Source organism: Chromobacterium indicum (assembly GCF_039708975.1).
GTDB classification, from domain to species: Bacteria; Pseudomonadota; Gammaproteobacteria; order Burkholderiales; family Chromobacteriaceae; genus Chromobacterium; species Chromobacterium piscinae.
Genome location: NZ_JAYFSJ010000025.1, coordinates 19,358 through 39,120, shown reverse-complemented (window position 1 = coordinate 39,120; position 19,763 = coordinate 19,358). Strand labels below are relative to the sequence as shown.

The window sequence follows — 19,763 nt, the reverse complement described above, 5'->3', positions numbered from 1 at the left end:
CCGAGGAAATGGTCGTACGCTGCCTCATAAGGAACGTCGCTGCGCCAGCCGCTCACCGCCGGGTTGCCGCCGTCGATTACATCATCGCCGTCGCCGCCTTCGATCAGATCGTTGCCCACGCCGCCGATCAGCGTGTCGTTGCCGATGCCGCCTCTCAGGGTATCGTCGCCGGCGTCGCCGTTGAGCACGTCGTAGCCATCGCCGCCTTCCAGCAAGTCATTGCCGTCGCCGCCGTTCAGCGTGTCGTTGCCGCTACCGCCGAACAAGCTGTCGTTGCCATCGCCGCCAGACAGCGAATCATTGCCGCCTAGGCCGAAGATCACGTCATTGCCTTTGGCGCCGTTCAAGGTATCGTTGCCGTCGGTGCCGTTCACCGTGACGGCGACGTATTTGATCAGCTCGCTGACCGTCCACGCCGTGCCGTTGGCGAATACCACGCTACCGCCCCACTGCGCCTTGTCGGTGAAGCCGCCCTTGATGGTGATGCTGTCCACGCCATTGATGTGCTTGAGCAGAATGTCGTCGCCGCTGCGGATCACCAGGATATCGGTGACGCTGATGCCTACGCCGAAGCGCAGTTCGTCGCCGGCGCTGAAGACGGACAGATTGCCGTTGTTCGCGCCGTAATGGATGACGTCCTGGCCATCGCCCAGATTGAAAATGAAGATGTCCTTGCCGTCGCCGCCGATCAGCGTGTCATTGCCCTTGCCGCCTTCGAATCGGGTCACGCCGCTGACGCCGCCGCCCATCAGAGTGTCGTCGCCATTGGTGCCGGTGACGACACCTATGCCCCATTGGTCGATCTGGTGCGCCGACCAGACCACTCCGTCGGCAAACACCACCTGGCTGATCCAGTTGCCCTCCGACAGATACCAGTCGCGGATCAGGATGGAGTCGCTGCCGTTGATGTGGCGGAGAACGATATCGTTGCCGCTGCGCGCCACGCGGATGTCGCTGGCGACGATGTTGACGCCGAAGCGGATCTCGTTGTGCGCCGACTGGGTCTGAATGGTCGGGCTGTTGACGATGATGTCCTGCCCGTCGCCCAGATTGAACCGATAGATGTCCTTGTCGCCGCCGCCGCGCAAGGTGTCGTTGCCCTTGCCGCCGTCCAGGATGGACACGCCGCCGCCGGCGCTGATCAGAACGTCGTTGCCGCCGCCGCCCAACAGGGTATCAGCGCCGCCTCCGCCCACCAGGGTGTCGCTGCCTTCGCCGCCGTCCAGCAAATCATTGCCCTTGCCGCCTTGCAGCGAATCATTGCCGGCGGTGCCGATATAGATGCCCAAGCTGCGCTGTTCGATCTGCAGCGTGTTCCAGTTGTCGCCATTGGCGAACACCGCCCGCTCGATGCGGTGCCCTTCTCCGACAAACCAGTTTCGGACCAGGATGGAGTCCTTGCCGTTGATGTGTTGGAACAGGATGTCGTCGCCGCTGCGCGTCACCACAATATCGGTGACGGCGATGCCGACGCCGAAGCGGATTTCGCCATGCAGGCTGAGGCTGACGCCCAGTTCGTTTTGGACGATCACATCCTGGCCGTCGCCCAGATTGAAGATGTAGGTATTGGTTTCGGCATTGCCCTTGAGGACATCGTTGCCTCTGCCGCCTTCCAGAACGGCAATGCCGCCTCCGCCGCTGATCAGCACATCATCGCCCGCGCCGCCCCTCAGCGTGTCTTTGCCGCCGCGGCCGGTCAGGGTGTCGTTGCCATCGGTGCCGATGTACACCCCGCTCGCCCACTGGGTAAGCTGGACAGCGCTCCAGATCTCCCCGCCGGCAAACACCACGCTGCCCACCTGCGCCGCCGCGTTGGAGAACCAGCCTTGCACCCGTATCGAATCCGTGCCGTTGGCATGGCGCAGCACCAGATCCGCGCCGACTTGAACTACAGTGATGTCAGTGACAGAAATGCCGATGCCGAAACGAATCTCGCTCTGGTGATTGACGTTGACGCTCATCGCGTTATTGATGATGACATCGCCGCCGTCGCCCAGATTGAACACGTAGATGTCCTGGCCGTTGCCGCCCTTCAGCGTATCGTTGCCCTTGCCGCCGTCCAGGATGGTGACGCCGCCGCCGCTGATCAGTACGTCGTCGCCTTTGCCGCCTAGCAGCGTGTCCTTGCCGCCGCGGCCGATCAGAGTGTCGTTGCCGTCGGTGCCGACATACGAGCCCGTCGCCCACTGCGTGAGCTGGGCGGCGCTCCATACCGCGCCGCCGGCGAACACCACGCTGCCCACCTGTGCCAATGCGCTGGAGAACCAGCCTTGCACCAGCACCGAATCCACGCCGTTGACGTGGCGCAGCAACAAGTCCGCGCCCACTTGGACCACAACGATGTCGGTGACGGAGATGCCGGCGCCGAAACGAATCTCGCTTTGATGATTGACGCTGACGTTCACCGCATTGTTGATGATGACGTCGCCGCCATCGCCCAGGTTGAACACATAGATATCCTGGCCGTTGCCGCCCTTCAGCGTGTCGTTGCCCTTGCCGCCTTCCAGGATGGTGACGCCTCCGCCGCTGATCAGCACATCATCGCCCGCGCCGCCCCTCAGCGTGTCCTTGCCGCCTCGGCCGGTCAGGGTGTCGTTGCCATCGGTGCCGATGTACACGCCGGTCGCCCACTGGTTGATCTGGACGGCGCTCCATGCCACGCCGTCGGCGAACACCACCGAGCCGACCTGCGCCGCCGCGCTGGAGAACCAGCCTTGCACCAGCACCGAGTCCACGCCGTTGACGTGGCGCAGCACCAGGTCCGCGCCCACCTGGACCACGGTGATGTCGGCGGCCACGATGCCCGCGCCGAAACGGATTTCGCTTTGATGATTGACGTTGACGCTCACCGAGTTGTTGATGATGACATCGCCGCCGTCGCCGAGATTGAACACGTAGATGTCCTGGCTGCCACCGCCCTTCAGCGTGTCATTGCCCTTGCCGCCTTCCAGGATGGAGACGCTGCCGCCGCCGCTGATCAGCACGTCGTTGCCGGCACCGCCCTTCAGCGTGTCCTTGCCGTTGCCGCCGATCAGCGTGTCATCGCCGTCGCCGCCATCCAGCAGGTTGTCGCGGCCCTTGAGGCCGCTGAGCGCATCGCTGCCGCTGCCGCCGATGAAAATGCCCTGGCTGCGCTGGGTCAGCTCGACGGCGCTCCACACCGCGCCGCCGGCGAACACCACGCTGCCCACCTGGGCCGCCGCGCTGACGAACCAGCCCTGGATGCGCACCGCGTCCTTGCCATTCACATGCTGCAGCACCAGATCGTCGCCGATCTGCACCACCACGATGTCGGTGACGGCGATGCCGACGCCCAGGCGGATCTCGCTCTGGTGATTGACGTTGACGCTCAGGCTGTTGTTGATGATCAGGTCCTGGCCATCGCCGACATTGAAGATGTAGATGTCGCGGTCGCCGCCGCCCTTCAGCGTGTCGTTGCCCTTGCCGCCCTCTAGGATGGAAACGCTGCCCGCGCCGCTGATCAGCACGTCGTTGCCTGCGCCGCCCTTCAGCGTGTCCTTGCCGTTGCCGCCGATCAGCGTGTCGTCGCCGTCGCCGCCATCCAGCAGATTGTCCTTGCCGCCGCCCTGCAGCACATCGCTGCCGCTGCCGCCGATGACCACGCCGGTGCCGCGCTGGTTGAGCTGGGCGGCGGTCCACACCGCGCCGTCGGCGAATTTCACGCCGCCAACCCAATGCGCCTCGCCCAGGAACCACCCTTGGATGGCGATCGAATCCACGCCGTTGACGTGCCGCAGCACCAGGTCGCTGCCTACCTGCACCACGCGGATGTCGTTGGCCGAAATGCCCGCGCCCAGGCGGATCTCGCTGCTGACGCCCCCGGCCACGTTCAACGCGTTGTTGACCACCACGTCGTGGCCGTCGCCCAGGTTGAAGATGTAGATATTGTTGTCGGCGCCGCCCTGCAAGGTGTCGTCGCCCTTGCCGCCTTCCAGGATGGCAGTGCCGCTGCCGCCGGCGATCAGCACATCGTTGCCGGCGCCGCCCTTCAGGGTATCGTTGCCGCCGCCGCCGATCAGCGTGTCGTCGCCGTCGCCGCCGTCCAGCAGATCATTGCCCTTGCCGCCGCGCACCGTGTCGCTGCCGCTGCCGCCGATGAAAATGCCCTGGCTGAACTGCACGATCTGCGCCGCGGTCCAGCTGACGCCGCTGGCGAACACCACGCTGCCCACTTGGGCGGCGGTCGCGGCGAACCAGCCCTGGATCACGATGGCGTCCGCGCCGTTGGCGTGCTGCAGGATGATGTCGTCGCCGGAGCGCGCCACCTGGATGTCGGCAGCGACGATGCCGGCGCCGAAGCGGATTTCGCTGTGATGGGCGATGCCGACGCTGACCGAGTTGTTGATGATGACGTCGCGGCCGTCGCCCAGATTGAAGATGTAGATGTCGTTGGCCGATCCGCCCTTCAGCGTATCGTCGCCCTTGCCGCCTTCCAGCAGGTTGACGCCGCTGCCGGCGCTGATCAGCACATCGTTGCCGGCCCCGCCCTTCAAGGTGTCGTTGCCGCCGCCGCCGATCAGCGTGTCGTCGCCGTCGCCGCCATCCAGCAGATCATTGCCGGCGCTGCCGGTCAGCGCGTCGTTGCCCGCGCCGCCCACCACGATGCCGCTGCTCCACTGGTTGATCTGCAGACCGGTCCAGCTGACGCCGCCGGAGAAGGCCACCTTGCTGATCCAGTTCACTTCGCCCAGGAACCAGTTGCGGATCAGGATGGAGTCCTGGCCGTTGATGTGCTTGAGCAGCACGTCGTTGCCGGCGCGCACCACCTTGACGTCAGCCTCTGCGATGCCTGCGCCGAAGCGGATCTCGCTGTAGTGCTTGATGTCGACGCCGACGCTGCCGTTGATGATGACATCGTTGCCGTCGCCCAGATTGAAGATGTAGATGTCGGACTGGCCGCCGCCGGTCAGGGTGTCGTCGCCCTTGCCGCCTTCCAGCACGCTGCTGCCGCCGCCGGCGCTGCTGATCACGTCGTTGCCGGCGCCGCCCTTCAGCGTGTCGTTGCCGCCGCCGCCCAGGATGGTGTCGTTGCCCGCGCCGCCGTCCAGCAGCTCGTCGCCCTTGCCGCCCTTGATCTGATCGTCTCCCGGCGTGCCGGTGGCCGCCACCGCCTTGGCCAGCGCGTCGGCCGCGCTCCATGTCGTGCCGTCGGCGAACGCCACCTCCCCGGCCCAGCCGGTCTTGTCCACCGCGCCGTTCTTGATGGTGATGCTGTCAGCGCCGTTGGCGTGCTGCAGGATCAGGTCCTTGCCCACCGCGTAAACCGAGATGTCCGATGCCCGGATGCCTTCCAGGAAACGGATCTGGTCGCCTTTGCTGTACATGGCGAGTTTGGCGACCGCGACGCCGTAGTTGACGGTATCCCGTCCGTCGCCCAGACCGAACACAAAGACATCCCGTCCGGTGCTCCCCATCAGGAAATCGTTGCCGGTGCCGCCTTTCAAGGTGTCGTTGCCGCCAGCGCCCACCAGCGTATCGTTGCCGGCTCCGCCATCGATGAAGTTATCTTCCGCCGAACCTTGCAGCGCTTCGTCTTCGTCGCTGCCGGCAATCACCTCAACCACACGCTGTTCCAACTCATCCCCCTTCCACACGCTGCCGTCGGCGAACACGATCCGGCCCTGCCAGCCGTGCTCCACGCTGAAACCGCCTTGTATCGTCACCGAGTCCGCGCCGTTCAGATGCGCCAGCACGATGTCGTCTCCCACGCGCTCCACATGGATGTCGCCGATCGCGATGCCCGCGCCGAAGCGGATTTCATCCTGCAGCGTCACCGCCACATCCACGCCGTGCGCGGCGATCACGTCATGGCCATGGCCGCGCTCGAACACGTACACATCCGCTCCCGCTCCGCCATGCAGCGTGTCGCTGCCCGCCCCGCCGATGAAAGTATCCGCGCCGCCATGGCCGATCAGCACATCGTTGCCGGCCCCGCCGATCAGGATGTCGCTGCCGTCCCAGCCCTCCAGCGTGTCGTCGCCGTCGGTGCCGGTGGTGGTGATGCGGATATCGGCCTGGGTCCATACCGTGCCGTCGGCGAAGGCGATGCGTTCGATGCGGCTGGCCAGGCTGGCGAAATAGCCTTCCACCACCAGGCGGTCGCTGCCGTTGGCGTGCGTCAGCACCAGATTGACGCCCTGGCGGATCACGGTGACGTCCTTGGCCAGGATGCCGGCGCCGAAGCGGATTTCGTCCTGCACGGACACGTCCGCGCCGCCGGCGTCGCGAATCAGGTCCGCGCCGTCGCCCAGATTGAAAATGTAGATGTCGGCATCCGCGCCGCCGATCAGGGTATCGTTGCCCTTGCCGCCTTCCAGCACATTGCGGCCGCTGCCGCCTTCCAGCCAGTCGTCGCCGTCGCCGCCTTGCAACGTGTCGTTGCCGGCGCCGCCCAGCAGCTTGTCGTTGCCCGCGCCGCCCTCCAGCCAATCGTCGCCCTCGCGGCCATTCAAGGTGTCATTGCCGGCCAGGCCGATCAGGTGGTCCTTGCCCATCCAGCCGGACATCGTCTCCTTGCGGTCGGTGCCGGTCTGAACGATCACCCGCTGCGCCAGATCGTCTATGGTCCACAGCGTGCCGTCGGCGAAGCGGATCTGCTCCACCCAGTAGCGCTTGTCGACAAACCAGTTCTGGATGGTGACGGAATCCTCGCCATTGCCATGCTGCAGCACCAGGTCGTTGCCGACATGCAGCAGCTCGATGTCCTGCGGCGAGATGCCGGCGCCGAAGCGCAGCTCGTCGCGGTAGGCCGGATTGACGTCGGCCTCGTTGCGCTTTTCCAGCGCGTTGTCGGAGATGACGTCGTTGCCGTCGCCCAGGTTGAACAGGTAGAGATCGCCGTCCACGCCGCCGACCAGGCTGTCGTCGCCGCGGCCGCCTTCCAGCACGTTATGGCCGGCATCGCCGAACAGGGTGTCGTTGCCGTCGCCGCCTTGCAGCGTGTCGTCGCCCTCATAACCGTTCAGCACGTCGTCGCCCGCCCCTCCGCGCAGCAAATCGGCCTGCTTGGTTCCTTCCAATACGCCATCTTGATCAGATACCGCGTCCATACCATTTTGCGAAGCTGCCACTTTGCGTTCCTTTTTTTTATTGATGAATCATGCCTGGTCTTCTCTTCCATCGCGGCGATGGCTCTCCTTTTTCTGCGCGATCCAATCGCCCGCCATTCGCGTCCATGCGGCATGCCGCAAATCGGCGAAGCAAATGGCAAAGAAATATCGACGCAAGCCGGACAGCGGGAATCGGGAGGAGCGGCGCATAGGCCAAGGAATGAGAAGCGTCTGAGAGTCAAGGCTCGGCATCGGCCAAATCGGCCGCTCGGCTGCCACCAAGCGGAAATGTGGCCAAGCATTGCCTGCGCAGACGAAATCGGTCATCTATTTGCTGAAGCCAGAATTATTTCTAACTAAAATTTTACCGAAAAAAATAAGGCAAAAAGGACAGGAAATGGGCGTTAATTTTAACCAGTGCAAAAAATTCACACTTTAATGGCGTCAAATGATATGGACAGATAAATTGGGAACATAACCAGAAGAGCGCTTGGCAGAGAATCCTTCCTCTGCATTTCCATTGAATATCAGCATATTGCCACGCCAAACCGTGGACGGTTTTTCTGCAAGGAAAATGGCTGCGCAACTGAAACTGAAGTAATGATTTATTGATTGTTACGTGTATTTACTTAGATGAATATGCATCAGTCTCTATTCGTCAATCGCCTTCGCGCGCATCTCCAAATCGCAGCGACCCGAATATATGCCGTTGCGCCGTGACGAAAAACTGAAAACCTTCTCCGCGCAGAAAACCCGCCTCAGACCAGCGCCGGCCGATGGCCCCCGATGCGGATGCGCAGCACCAGCGCCGCGGCAAGCAGGCACAAGGCACCGGAAATCATCGTCGCCACGGTATAGCTGCCCAGACTGTTGCGCAGCATGCCCGCGCCCAGCGCGGCGAACGCGGCGCCCAGCTGGTGGCCGGCGACGATCCAGCCGAACACCACCGGCGCCTGCTCGCTGCCGAACACGCCGGTGGTCAGCTTCACCGTCGGCGGCACCGTCGCCACCCAATCCAGGCCGTAGAACAGGGTGAACAGCGGCAGGCCGTAAAAGTACTCCAGCCCGAAGGCATGCGGCAGGTACAGCAGCGCCAGCCCGCGCAGCCCGTAATAGACGAACAACAGCGCCTGCGGCGCGAAGCGGTCGGACAGCCAGCCGGACAGCGTGGTGCCCAGCAGGTCGAACATGCCCATCGCCGCCAGCAGGCTGGCTCCGCGCACCGGCGTCAGCCCGTAATCGCCGCACATCGCGATGAAATGGGTGCCGATATAGCCATTGGTGCTGGCGCCGCAAACGAAGAAACTGCCGAACAGCAACCAGAAATCGCCGGATCGGCTGGCGGTTTTCAGCGCGCCGAAGGCGATAACGACGGGATTGTGATGCACGGCCGCAGGCGGCGGCGCGTTCTCCGGCTCGCCCAGCGGCCGCAGGCCGATGCTGGCCGGCCGCTCCGGCAGCAACAGCCACGCCAGCGGAAACACGCAGACGATGCAGCCGGCGATCAGCCACACCGTGCCGCGCCAGCCATGTTGCCCGGTCAGCCAGGCCATCAACGGCAGAAACACCAGCTGGCCGGTGGCGGAGCTGGCGGTGAGCAAACCCATCGCCAAGCCGCGGTGATGGACGAACCAGCGGTTGACCACCGACGCCCCCAGCGTCATCGCCGTGGCGCCGGTGGCGCAGCCGACCATCACGCCCCACAGCAGCTGCAGCTGCCAGTTGCTGCGCATCAGCGTGGACAAGGCCACGCTGCCGGCCAGTAACGCCAGCGCGCACAGCACCGTGCGCCTGAGGCCGAAGCGCAGCATCGCCGCCGCCGCGAATGGGCCCATCAGGCCGAACAGCGCCAAATTGATCGACAAGGCCAGCGAAATGGCCGAGCGGCTCCAGCCAAATTCATGCTCCAGCGGCACCATCATCACGCTGGGCGCGGCGCGGATGGCCGCAGTGGTGAGCATCACCAGAAAAGTGACGGCGACGGCGATCCAGGCGTAGTGAAATCTGCCGCCCGTCCAGTCGCGCAAACCGCTCATACGGCACCTCGCAAACTTTAAGAAACGCTTCTCTCAGATTAGCAAGCCACCACGCGGTATACCGAACATGCTTGTATGCCCACTCACTTACCCACAGACCTGGACAGATTGCAAAGTTATCAACAATCCAAAGGCGCGCGCCACGCCATTGCGGTTAAACGGGGGCGAACCTTGAAACCCAGCCGCTCGAAAAACCATTCCCGGCCAGACAACGCTTCGCAGTAAATGGTATCGGTACCGCAGCGGCGCATGAATTCCCGCGCCAAGGCCTGCCCCACCCCCAGCCCAGCGCAGTCCCGATGCACGATAATTTCCGCCAGCCAAGCCGCTTGCCAGCCATCGCTGAAACCGCGAGCCAAGCCCAGTACCCGGTCATTATCCAGCGCACAAATGCCAAGTCCGCCACGAAATGCCCGCCCCATTGCCTGCAGATCAAACGATCGTGCCTCTCCCCATCCCTGGCAGGCGTACAACTCCGCCACTTGCGGCAAATAATGCGGAGGCAAATCCGCAAGCGCCAAATATTGGCGGCCATCCAGCGTGAACCTCCTGCCTGCATCGCAATCAGCCATACCTCCGCTCCTGCGCCGCCTGGCGCATGAAATCCATGAATACTGCCATGCGGGCGGACAAGCCGCGCGACGAAGGCCACAGCAGCCGCAGCGCGATGAGTTCGCCGTTTTCGCTGCTCAATAATGGCCGCAAACTGCCGTCATCCAGCTCGCGCCGGATGGAAACATCCGGCAGGCAAGCGATGCCCTGGCCCTGCAGCGCGAACTCCAGCCGCGCATGCACGCTATTGCACACCAGCGCGCGCGGCAATTCGGCATCGGCCAGGGGCCAATCCTCCAGCTTGCCGCTATTGGGCGAGCGGTAATGAATCAATCGATGGTCCGCCAGTTGCTCCGGGGCATCGGGCCTGCCGTGGCGAGCCAGGTAATCCGGCGCGGCGACGATAAGCCGGCGGAATCCCGGCAAGGCCAGGCTGCGCAGCTTGCCGTCGTCGCCCGCGCCCACCCGGATGGCCGCATCGAAGCCTTCTTCGATGAGGTCCACATTGCGCTCGCTGTAATCCAGCTCCAGCGACACCTCGGGATAACGCAGTTGGAATGCCCCTAGCTCCGCCATCATCACCCCGCCGATGGGCGGCAGGCTCAGCCGCAATACCCCCTCGGGCAGACTTCCCGCCCGCTCCAGTTCCGCGCGCATCGCCGCGGCCTCTTCCAACATGCGCCGGCCCCGGCACAATACCGTTTCCCCCTCCGCAGTCAGCGCCAGCGCGCGGGTGCTGCGCTGCAAGAGACGCGCGCCCAGCTCGGCCTCCAACCGACTGACACGCTTGCCCACAGCCGACGCAGATACCCCCAAACGCCGTCCCGCGCCGACAAAGCTGCCCTGTTCGGCCACAGTGATGAATACTGCCAGATCGCTCATTGAAGCCAGCACACTCCCCCCTTTCCAGAGCGGAAAGTGTAGCGCCATTCATGCCAAACGACTCCACACAGTGCGGAGCGGCCGCCAACTGTATCCAGCCGAGACGGACGGTTAAGCTGGAGCCTTTCCTTCATCCAGGTATCGCCATGCCCTCTCCCCGCTTGTTAAGCCCCGCCTTGTTGACGCTGGCGGCCGCGGCTTTCGCCATCGGCACCGCCGAATTCGTCATCATGGGCTTGCTGCCCCTCATCGCAGCCGATCTGCGCGTCGACTTGCCCAGCGCCGGCTATCTGGTTTCCGGCTACGCGCTGGGCGTAGTGGCCGGCGGCCCGTTGCTGGCCGGCCTAATGGCCCACCTCGAAGAAAAACGCGCGCTGAGCGGCCTGATGCTGATCTTCATTGTCGGGAATCTGGCCTGCCTGCTGGCGCCCGGCCTGTGGTCGCTGCTATTGGCGCGGATCTTCACGGCCTTCTGCCACGCCAGCCTCATCGGCGCGGCGGCAGTGATGGCGGCGCGGCTGGCCCCGGCCGGCATGGCCGGCCGGGCGATGGCGCTGATGTTCAGCGGCATGACGCTGGCCAATGTGCTGGGGGTCCCAGCCGGAACCCTGATCGGCCAATGGGCTGGCTGGCGCGCCAGCTTCGCCGCGGTGGCGGCGCTGGGCTTCATCACCTTGCTGCTGATCCGCGCGCTGCTGCCGACCCACACGGGAGACAGGACTGGCGGCAAACCGCAAGCGCGTTTGCCGGGACAGGTCTGGCCGGCGCTGCTCGCCAGCGTGCTGGCCGCCGCCAGCATGTTCGCTTTCTTCACTTATTTGCTACCGACGCTATCCCAGGTCAGCGGCCTGCCCCCGGAACAGTCCAGCGCGGCCTTGCTGCTCTGCGGCGTAGGACTGGTGGCGGGCGGCTGGATAGGTGGACGGCTGGCTGACGAACAGCTGGACAAGGCGCTGCTCCTGACCCTGGCGCTGCTATGTGCCAGCCTGATCGCTTTCTGCCTGCTGGCCGCGCGCCTGCCCTTCGCGTTGGTGCTGATGACACTATGGGGCGCCCTGGCTTTCGCCCTGTGCATGCTGCTGCAGACATTGGCGATACGGCTGGCAGGAGACTCCGCGGTCCAGGCATCCGCCTTCAACGTCGGCGCTTTCAATCTGGGCAATGCGCTGGGAGCCTGGCTGGCGGGAATATTGCTCAGCCATGGCGGCCTCTTGGAACAGACCAGCCTGTTGGCTGCCGGATTGGCAGGACTGGCTCTGCCACTCGCCAGCCTCGCTCTGGCCTCTGCCGCGAAGCCAAAATCTGCCTGCATGCGCGCATGAAAAAACGGACCGCATGCGGTCCGTTTGTAATCGGAAAATCCCCCTAGGCGGCCAGCCTAGTCGCCAGCACCCGCATGGTCTGCCAAGGCTCGCCCGGCTCGACGCCCTTGATCTGGCGGTCGATGCGCGCGCACTCTGACAAGGCGGCCATCAGCTTGCGCGGGCCGATGCGGCGCAGCGCCGGCTCGGCCAGCTTCTGCTTCTCGCCCCACAGCCTGAGCTCGCGCGCCATGTCGCGCGGCTGGCGGCCATCCTTCAGGCCTTGGCGCAGCTTGAGTAGCATGCGCACGTCTTCGGCCAGCGACCACAGCACCAGCACCGGCGCTTCGCCCTCGGCCATCAGCCCGTCCAGCATCCGCGTCAGCCTGGGCGTGTCGCCGGACAGCCAGGCCTCGGACAACTGGAACACGTCGAAGCGGGCGACATTGGCCACCGCAGCCTGCAGATCGTCCAGGCTCAGCTCGCCCTTGGGATAGAGCAGCGCCAGCTTGTCCACTTCCTGCCGCGCGGCCAGCAGATTGCCTTCCACCCGGTCGACGAAGAACGCCAGCGCCTCCGCGCCCAGCTGCTGGCCCTGGGCCTTCAACCGGCGGGCAATCCAGCCCGGCAGCTCGGCGCGCCCCACCGGACGCGCCTCCACCGCCTGGGCTACCTTGTCCAGCGCGGTGAACCACTTGCTCTGTTGCTGCGCCTTGTCCAGCTTGGGCAGCGTGATCAGGGTCACCGTGTCTTGCGGCGGAGCGGCGGCGAGGCGCTGCAGCGCCTCCGCGCCCTCGGTGCCCGGCTTGCCGCCGGGAATGCGGATTTCCAGCAGCTTCAGCGAGGCGAACAGCGACACGCTGGACATCGAATCGGTCAATTGCGACCAATCGAAGCCGCTTTCCACCGTCAACACCTCGCGCTCCAGGTAGCCCGCGGCGCGCGCAGCGGCGCGGACGGCGTCGGCCGCCTCCAACGCCAGCAGCGCTTCTTCGCCATGCACCAGGTACAGCGGCGCCAGCCCCTTGGCCAGCCCCGCGTTCAGCGCGTCAGGGCTGAGGGACGGCATCGGGCTTCACGCTTGCGGGACCGGCCAGCGGCGCGGCCGGCACCTTCAGGTAAGCCAGCCGGCGCACCACCTGCTCGGCGGCGTCGCGGCGCGCGTCGGCCCACAGCAGGTCTTCTTCCTGCTGTTTGCCCAGCACCTGGTTATCCGAGTAATTCAGACTGCGGCGCACGGTCACCACCATGTCCGGATCGACCGGCACGCCGCCTATCACCGTACGCACCACCGCGGTGTAAGTCAGCTGGTATTCGTTGATGCGGCCGCCGGTGTTGATGGTGAGGATGTCCTTGGACTGGTTCTCGCTGACCACGCTCACCACCGCCTGCGCGCCCTTGGGCGCGGACATCACCGTCAGCTTCGGATCGCGCACGAACACGGTGCGCAGATCCGACTCAATGCCCTTGCCGCTGGCCTCCAGATACATGGTGGAGAACGGCAGCGGCTTGAGCGGGCCGCCCAGGCCGCGCAAATGGAAGCCGCAGGCGGTCAGCAACAACGCGAAACCGGCCAACAGCGCGAATCTCAGAGAGTGTTTCATTGCATCCCCCATGGCGGATGATCCGCCAGGCAAAAACGGCGCAGGACAAACCGCCCCGCGCCGCGTATCCGATATCAGTCCTAGCATGGCTGACAGCCCGTGGGGCCAAATAGCGCCACGGGCCGATCCAATCGCTAGACGACGATGTTCACCAGGCGGCCCGGCACCACGATGATCTTCTTGGCCGGCTTGCCTTCCATGAATTTGATCACGTTCTCATGCGCCAGCGCGGCAGCCTCGATCGCATCCTTGGCGGCGTCGGCGGCCACGGTCACGCTGCCGCGCAGCTTGCCCGCCACCTGCACCATCAGCTCGATCTCGCTCTTCACCAGCGCGCTCTCGTCCACTTTGGGCCAGGATTGGGCCAGCAGCTCGGTGCCCGGCTTCAGCTCGTTCCAGATGCCGTCGCAGACGTGCGGCACGATGGGCGACAGCAGCAGAGTCGCGGCTTCCAGCACTTCCTGCGCCACAGCGCGGCCGGTCTCGCCTGCGGTGTCGGCCTTGTCGTAGGCGTTGAGCAGCTCCATCACCGCGGCGATGGCGGTGTTGAACTGCTGGCGGCGGCCGTAATCGTCGGCCACTTTCTGGATGGTGCCGTGCAGCTTGAAGCGCAGCTCCTTCTGGCTGGCGTTCAGCTCGCCCGAGGCGTACGGCGCGACCACGCCGGCTTCGACATGCTCGCGCGCGCTCTTCCACAGGCGCTTCAGGAAGCGGAACGCGCCCTCCACGCCGGCGTCGGACCACTCCAGGCTCTGCTCCGGCGGCGCGGCGAACATCATGAACAGGCGCGCGGTGTCGGCGCCGTATTTCTCGATGAACTCCTGCGGATCGACGCCGTTGTTCTTGGACTTGGACATCTTCTCGATGCCGCCGATCACCACCGGCTGGCCGTCGACGCGATGGGTGGCGGACACGATCTTGCCCTTGGCATCGCGCGTAAGGTCCACGTCCTGCGGCGCGATCCAGTCCTTGGAGCCGTTAGGCAGGTCGCGATAGAAGGTTTCGCAGATCACCATGCCCTGGGTCAGCAGGCTCTTGAACGGCTCGTCCGACGACACCAGGCCCTCGTCGCGCATCAGCTTGTGGAAGAAGCGCGCGTACAAGAGGTGCAGGATGGCGTGTTCGATGCCGCCCACGTATTGGTCGACCTGCAGCCAGTAATCGGCGGCCTTCTTGTCCACCATCGCGGTGTCGCACTTCGGGCTGGCGTAGCGGGCGTAGTACCAGCTGGACTCCACGAAGGTGTCCATGGTGTCGGTTTCGCGCTTGGCCGCGCCGCCGCACTTCGGGCAGGACGTTTCGTAGAATTCCGGCATCCTGGCCAGCGGAGAGCCGGCGCCGTCCGGGTGCACGTTTTCCGGCAGCGTCACCGGCAGGTCTTTTTCCGGCACCGGCACGTCGCCGCAGCTCGGGCAGTGGATGATCGGGATCGGGCAGCCCCAGTAGCGCTGGCGGGAGATGCCCCAGTCGCGCAGGCGATACTGGGTTTTCTTCTGGCCATGGCTCTTGGCCTGCAGGTCGCCGATGATGGCGTCGAACGCCGCCTGGTAGCCCAGGCCGTCGTACTTGCCGGAATTGACCGTCTTCACGGTTTCATCCTTGGCGCCATACCATTCCTGCCAGTTGGCGGCGTCGTACTCGCCGTCGCCGGACACTCGCGCGATCACTTGCTTGATCGGCAACGCGTACTTGTTGGCGAACTCGAAATCGCGCTCGTCGTGCGCCGGCACGGCCATCACCGCGCCTTCGCCGTAGCCCCACAGCACGTAGTTGGCCACCCATACCGGCAGCTTGTCGCCGGTCAGCGGATGGATGACGGACAGACCGGTGTCCATGCCCTTCTTTTCCATCTTGGCCATGTCGGCCTCGGCGACGGAGCCCGCCTTGCACTCGGCGATGAAGGCCTGCAGTTCAGGATGATTCGCGGCGGCCTGGGTGGCCAGCGGGTGTTCGGCGGCGACGGCGACGTAGGTGGCGCCCATCAGCGTGTCCGGACGGGTGGTATAGACCTTCAATTCGCCGGCGTGGCCGATGCTGGCCTCGTCGTACGGGAACACCACGTCGGAGCCGTAGCTCTTGCCGATCCAGTTGCGCTGCATGGTCTTGACCTGCTCCGGCCAGCCGTCAAGCTTGTCCAGATCCGCCAGCAGCTGCTCGGCGTAGTCGGTGATGCGGAAGTAGTACATCGGGATTTCACGCTTTTCCACCAGCGCGCCCGAACGCCAGCCGCGGCCGTCCACAACCTGCTCGTTGGCCAGCACGGTCTGGTCCACCGGGTCCCAGTTGACCACGCCGTTCTTCTTGTAGATCACGCCCTTTTCGAACAGGCGGGTGAACAGCCACTGCTCCCAGCGGTAGTAGTCCGGCTTGCAGGTGGCCAGCTCGCGTTCCCAGTCCAGCGCGAAGCCCAGGCTGTCCAGCTGGGTTTTCATGTATTCGATGTTGGCGTAGGTCCACGCCGCCGGCGCGCCGCCGTTCTTCATCGCCGCGTTCTCGGCCGGCAGGCCGAAGGCGTCCCAGCCCATCGGTTGCAGCACGTTGAAACCCTGCAGGCGCTTGAAGCGGGCCAGCACGTCGGTGATGGTGTAGTTGCGCACATGGCCCATGTGCAGCTTGCCGGACGGATACGGGAACATCGACAGCGCGTAGTACTTGGGACGCGACGCGTCTTCCACGGCCTTGAAGGCGGCAGTCTTCTGCCATTTCTGTTGGGCGGCGGCTTCTACCGCCCGCGGGCTGTATTGTTCTTGCATGGCGATCTTTGTCTGGACTCTGAAATACAAAAGGCGGGCTGCCCGGGGCGCGATCCGCGCGCATGCATCCGGTCAGCCCGTCCGCAAAATGATTGCCCCATTATAACGGCGTCTTCGCGTCGGCGATAAGACCCAAAAAACAAATGCTTGGCGCGCGCCGCCTCAAGGGCAGGGCTTGAGCCCCCAGCCCTTGCGCCCGCGCCAGCAGGAGAAGTCCTCCTTCACCGCGCGCAGCGTCCAGACATTCTCCTCGCGACTGAGCTCGAAGCGTTGGCGCACGCCCTTGACGCTGTCGTCCATCAGCCCTTCGCGAATCAGCGTGATGCCGGCCCGGTCGAACGCCTCCGGCTGGCTGGTCTGGATCGCCTTCAGCGTGGCGTACTCGAAACGGCCATCCTCTCCCAGCCGGTTTTTGGCGAAACGCAGCGCCACCTCCAGCGGCAGTTCGCCCGGCTTGCCGGCAAAGGGCAGCCTGGCCTCGTCGCTGTAAGCGAAGGCCGCCGGCGCCGCCGCCAACATCCCCGCCACGCATACCATCACGCTTTTCAACACGCGTCGTCCTTTCACTGTCAGTCAAACGGATTCGACCACCGGCAAACGGACAAGGTTGCAGCAGGACTCAGCCGCGCAGCAGGCTGTACAGCATCTCGCTGGCCATCGCCGCCATCAGCACCGCGAAGGCTTTTTTCAATTTCGGCACCGGCAGCCGGTGCGCGGCCTTCGCGCCGACCGGGGCCAGCAGCACCGTCATCAGCATCAGCGCCAGCATCGCCGGCAGGTAGACGAAACCCGCCGCGCCAGGCGGCAATCCCGCCGCGCCCCAGCCGCTGTACAGGTAGCCGACCGCGCCGGACACGGCGATCGGCCAGCCCAGCGCGGCGCTGGTGGCGATGGCGCTGTGCACCGGCACATTGCACCAGCTCATGAAAGGCACGCTCATCGAGCCCCCGCCGATGCCCACCCAGCTGGAAATCATGCCGATGATGCTGCCGGCGGCCCCCTGCCCGGCCCAGCCCGGCATGCCCCGCCCGCCTTTGGGCTGGCGTCCAGCCAACATCTGCAGCGCCACCGCGTAGGCGTAGATCACGAAGAACCAGCGCAGCGCCAGCCCGGAAATCCAGCCGGCGATCAGACTGCCCAGCAGCGTGCCCGCCACCATCGCCGGCGCCATGCCTCGCACGATGCGCCAGTCCACCGCGCCCTTCTTGTGGTGCGCGCGCACGCTGGACAGGCTGGTGAACACCATCACCGCCAGCGAGGTGCCCACCGCCAGGTGCTGCGCATGCTCGCCGCCCAGACGCGCGGCGGACAGCACCGCCAACACCACCGGCACGATGATCAGGCCGCCGCCCACTCCCAGCAGGCCTGCCAGAAAACCGGCCACCGCTCCGCAAGCCAGCAACGCGGCCCAAAGCTCAATCGACAACATGCCCGCTCCTTTTACCGGTATCGGCTTCCATCATGCCAAAGAATCCCCCCGCTCCGCGCTTAAGCGCGCGCCATCCTCGCCTCGGCGGCGGAGCCAGCGCCGGCGGATCGCCCGGTTGCACGGCTCCGACCAATAACGGGCGGCCAGATACGCCAGCAGCGACGACGCCGCCACAAACGCGCACAACAGCGGCAGGCGCTCCCAATAACCGATGGCATCGCGCGGCAGCAGATTGCGCAAGCCGGCCAGCACCACGATGTGCAGCAAGTACAACTCATAACTGTGCCGCTCCAGCCAGCACAACGGACGCGTCGCCCGCTCGCGCCAGCCATCCAGCCGCGGCGCGCGCGCCGCTCCCAGCAGGAATGCCGCGCTGGCCAGCGCCACCCAGCTGAAGCCGAACACCTGGTGGCCGGCGATGCCGCGCAGATACACCCCGCCCAGCATCAGCAACCCCGCCCAGCGCAGCAGCCGGGCCTGGCCGTCCGCCAGCCGGACCCGAAGGGCGGCCAAAGCTGCCAGACAACCGATGGCGATGGCGTCGAAGCAGGCCAGATTGCCGTACAGGTAGTCGATTTCATTGTCGAGATGCGCCGCCCGGTAAAGCGGCCCGGCGACGATCAGCAGCAGGCAGACCGCCGCTAGCAGCCAGGTCCGCCTCAGCGCGAGACACAGCAGCGGCAGCGCCAGATAGAACACTTCCTCTACCGACAGCGACCAATAGACTTTCAGGCAATAGTTGAAGTAGCCGACCGACTGCATCAGCTGGTTGTGCCAGAAGGTCAGCACCGAGCCGGCCGCCAGCCAAAAGTACGAAGCCGGCAGATGGTGGCCGCCGTCGGTATTGCTGAAATGGGGCAAGCCCAGGCTGCCCAGCGCGACGATGAGCGCCAGCGTCGGCAGCAGCAAGGGCATGATGCGGGCGAAGCGCCGCACGTAAAAAGCGCGGATGTCGATGGCCGGCAAACTGCCCCAGCGCCGCAACGACTGCGACACGATCAGGAAGCCGGACACGACGAAGAACATCGTCACGCCGTAATTACCGTTGCGCGCCAGCGCGCCCAGCAAGGGCGCCGACAGCAGGCTGCCCAAGAGGCTGTCCTTGAGGCCATACGCCAGCATGAAGTGCAGCAGCAGCACGCTGCCTATGGCGATGCCGCGCAGGCAGTCTATGCGCGGATTGCGCGGCTCAATGGAAGACATGGCGCATCCCGGGATGGAAACGCCAAAATATTACACAGGAATATCCGCGCGCCAAGCATCAACGCGGCTGGCCCACGCCCAACAAATCCATCAGGTACGCCCACTCCTCCGCCGTCACCGGCGTGATCGACAAGCGATTGCCGCGCTTGAGCACCGTCATGTTTTCCAGCGACGGATGCTGGCGCAACTCGGCCGGCGGCGCCAGCCGCGTCTTTTTGATGAAGCGCACGTCGACGCACTGCCAGCGCGGCTTGGCTGGATCGGATTTGGGATCGTGGTAAGGGCTGGCGGGATCGAACTGGCTGGAATCCGCATGCGCGGCGGCCGCCACCTCGGCGATGCCGGCGATGCCGGGCTCGGGACAGGACGAATGCCAGAACAGCAGCAGATCGCCGGGGCGCATGTCGTCGCGCATGAAATTGCGCGCCTGGTAATTGCGCACGCCGGTCCATTCGAACAGCCGCGCGGGTTCGGCGGCCAGATGGTCTATCGAGGTTTCGTCCGGTTCGGACTTCATCAGCCAGTAGCGCATGGGCAATATCTGTTAATCGCTGAGTGGATGGGGAAAGACTTGCTCAATCTTACTGGAAAGATTGCTTCGTATGCTGGCGATAACGGGACAGGCATGCTGTCCCGCATCGCAGGGGCGCGAAAATGAAACAATGGATTCTGGCCGCCGTCGCAATCAGCAGCCTGGCCGGCTGCGTAGTGGAGCCGCCGCGCGTCGCCATGGCGCCGATGGTGGTGCGCCCAGCCGTGGTGGTGCCGGCGGCGCCGGTGTATTACTACGGCTACGGCCCGCGCTACGGTTGGCGCTAAGAACCTGTTCAAAGTCTGCTGCGCTTCGGCGATACGGCGTTGAAAACAAGCTCAAAATGCTCATGTACCACTTGTACATTCCGATTTTTCGCTCGTTTTCGCCTTGTCTCGCTC

At 64.9% G+C, this 19,763-nt stretch carries 14 protein-coding genes; 2 read left to right on the top strand and 12 right to left on the bottom strand.

The features are described from left to right. From VA599_RS23530 to VA599_RS23510, 5 genes are all read right to left on the bottom strand, one after another. A partial coding sequence (locus VA599_RS23530; protein WP_346790912.1) for a calcium-binding protein occupies positions 1-7,070 on the bottom strand: 7,070 nt, incomplete at its 3' end. Positions 7,071-7,118: 48 nt separating this feature from the next. Next, positions 7,119-7,397 carry a hypothetical protein gene (locus VA599_RS23525; protein ID WP_346790911.1) on the bottom strand — a complete coding sequence of 93 codons (279 nt, stop codon included), beginning with the start codon at positions 7,395-7,397 and terminating at the stop codon, positions 7,119-7,121. Positions 7,398-7,828: 431 nt separating this feature from the next. Next, a complete protein-coding gene (locus tag VA599_RS23520; protein ID WP_346790910.1) occupies positions 7,829-9,106 on the bottom strand; it encodes an MFS transporter in 1,278 nt (425 codons plus the stop codon). A 119-nt stretch (positions 9,107-9,225) separates the two neighbouring features. Beyond that, positions 9,226-9,678 carry a GNAT family N-acetyltransferase gene (locus VA599_RS23515; RefSeq protein WP_346790908.1) on the bottom strand — a complete coding sequence of 151 codons (453 nt, stop codon included), beginning with the start codon at positions 9,676-9,678 and terminating at the stop codon, positions 9,226-9,228. After that, complete coding sequence (locus VA599_RS23510; RefSeq protein ID WP_346790907.1) at positions 9,671-10,540, bottom strand: LysR family transcriptional regulator; 870 nt, start codon at positions 10,538-10,540, stop codon at positions 9,671-9,673. Before VA599_RS23510 ends, VA599_RS23515 begins: the two co-directional genes overlap by 8 nt. 146 nt (positions 10,541-10,686) lie before the next feature. Here VA599_RS23510 and VA599_RS23505 point away from each other — a divergent pair, with 146 nt between their 5' ends. Then, on the top strand, positions 10,687-11,862 hold the full coding sequence (locus tag VA599_RS23505; RefSeq protein WP_346790905.1) for an MFS transporter: 1,176 nt from the start codon (positions 10,687-10,689) through the stop codon (positions 11,860-11,862). Positions 11,863-11,905: 43 nt separating this feature from the next. Here the strand turns inward: VA599_RS23505 and holA are convergent, their stop codons facing one another. From holA to VA599_RS23470, 7 genes are all read right to left on the bottom strand, one after another. Then, a complete protein-coding gene (holA, locus tag VA599_RS23500) occupies positions 11,906-12,910 on the bottom strand; it encodes a DNA polymerase III subunit delta (protein ID WP_346790904.1) in 1,005 nt (334 codons plus the stop codon). Next, the gene (locus VA599_RS23495; protein WP_346790903.1) at positions 12,891-13,445 is read right to left on the bottom strand and encodes an LPS-assembly lipoprotein LptE; all 555 of its coding nucleotides are present in this window, start codon (positions 13,443-13,445) and stop codon (positions 12,891-12,893) included. The genes holA and VA599_RS23495 overlap by 20 nt, the downstream gene beginning before the upstream one ends. A gap of 134 nt (positions 13,446-13,579) precedes the next feature. Further along, positions 13,580-16,198, bottom strand: coding sequence for a leucine--tRNA ligase (gene leuS / locus VA599_RS23490; RefSeq protein WP_346790902.1), 2,619 nt, complete (start codon positions 16,196-16,198; stop codon positions 13,580-13,582). A gap of 162 nt (positions 16,199-16,360) precedes the next feature. Beyond that, positions 16,361-16,750, bottom strand: coding sequence for a hypothetical protein (locus VA599_RS23485; RefSeq protein WP_152526927.1), 390 nt, complete (start codon positions 16,748-16,750; stop codon positions 16,361-16,363). A gap of 67 nt (positions 16,751-16,817) precedes the next feature. After that, on the bottom strand, positions 16,818-17,627 hold the full coding sequence (locus VA599_RS23480; RefSeq protein ID WP_346790901.1) for a sulfite exporter TauE/SafE family protein: 810 nt from the start codon (positions 17,625-17,627) through the stop codon (positions 16,818-16,820). A 30-nt stretch (positions 17,628-17,657) separates the two neighbouring features. Beyond that, on the bottom strand, positions 17,658-18,830 hold the full coding sequence (locus VA599_RS23475; protein ID WP_346790900.1) for an acyltransferase family protein: 1,173 nt from the start codon (positions 18,828-18,830) through the stop codon (positions 17,658-17,660). A 58-nt stretch (positions 18,831-18,888) separates the two neighbouring features. Then, positions 18,889-19,362 (bottom strand): EVE domain-containing protein, encoded by a 474-nt coding sequence (locus VA599_RS23470; RefSeq protein ID WP_346790899.1) that lies wholly within the window; start codon positions 19,360-19,362, stop codon positions 18,889-18,891. Between the two features lie 122 nt (positions 19,363-19,484). Between VA599_RS23470 and VA599_RS23465 the strand changes: the two genes are divergently transcribed. After that, positions 19,485-19,649, top strand: a complete 165-nt coding sequence (locus VA599_RS23465) for a hypothetical protein (RefSeq protein WP_346790898.1) — start codon at positions 19,485-19,487, stop codon at positions 19,647-19,649. Positions 19,650-19,763: the final 114 nt, after the last annotated feature.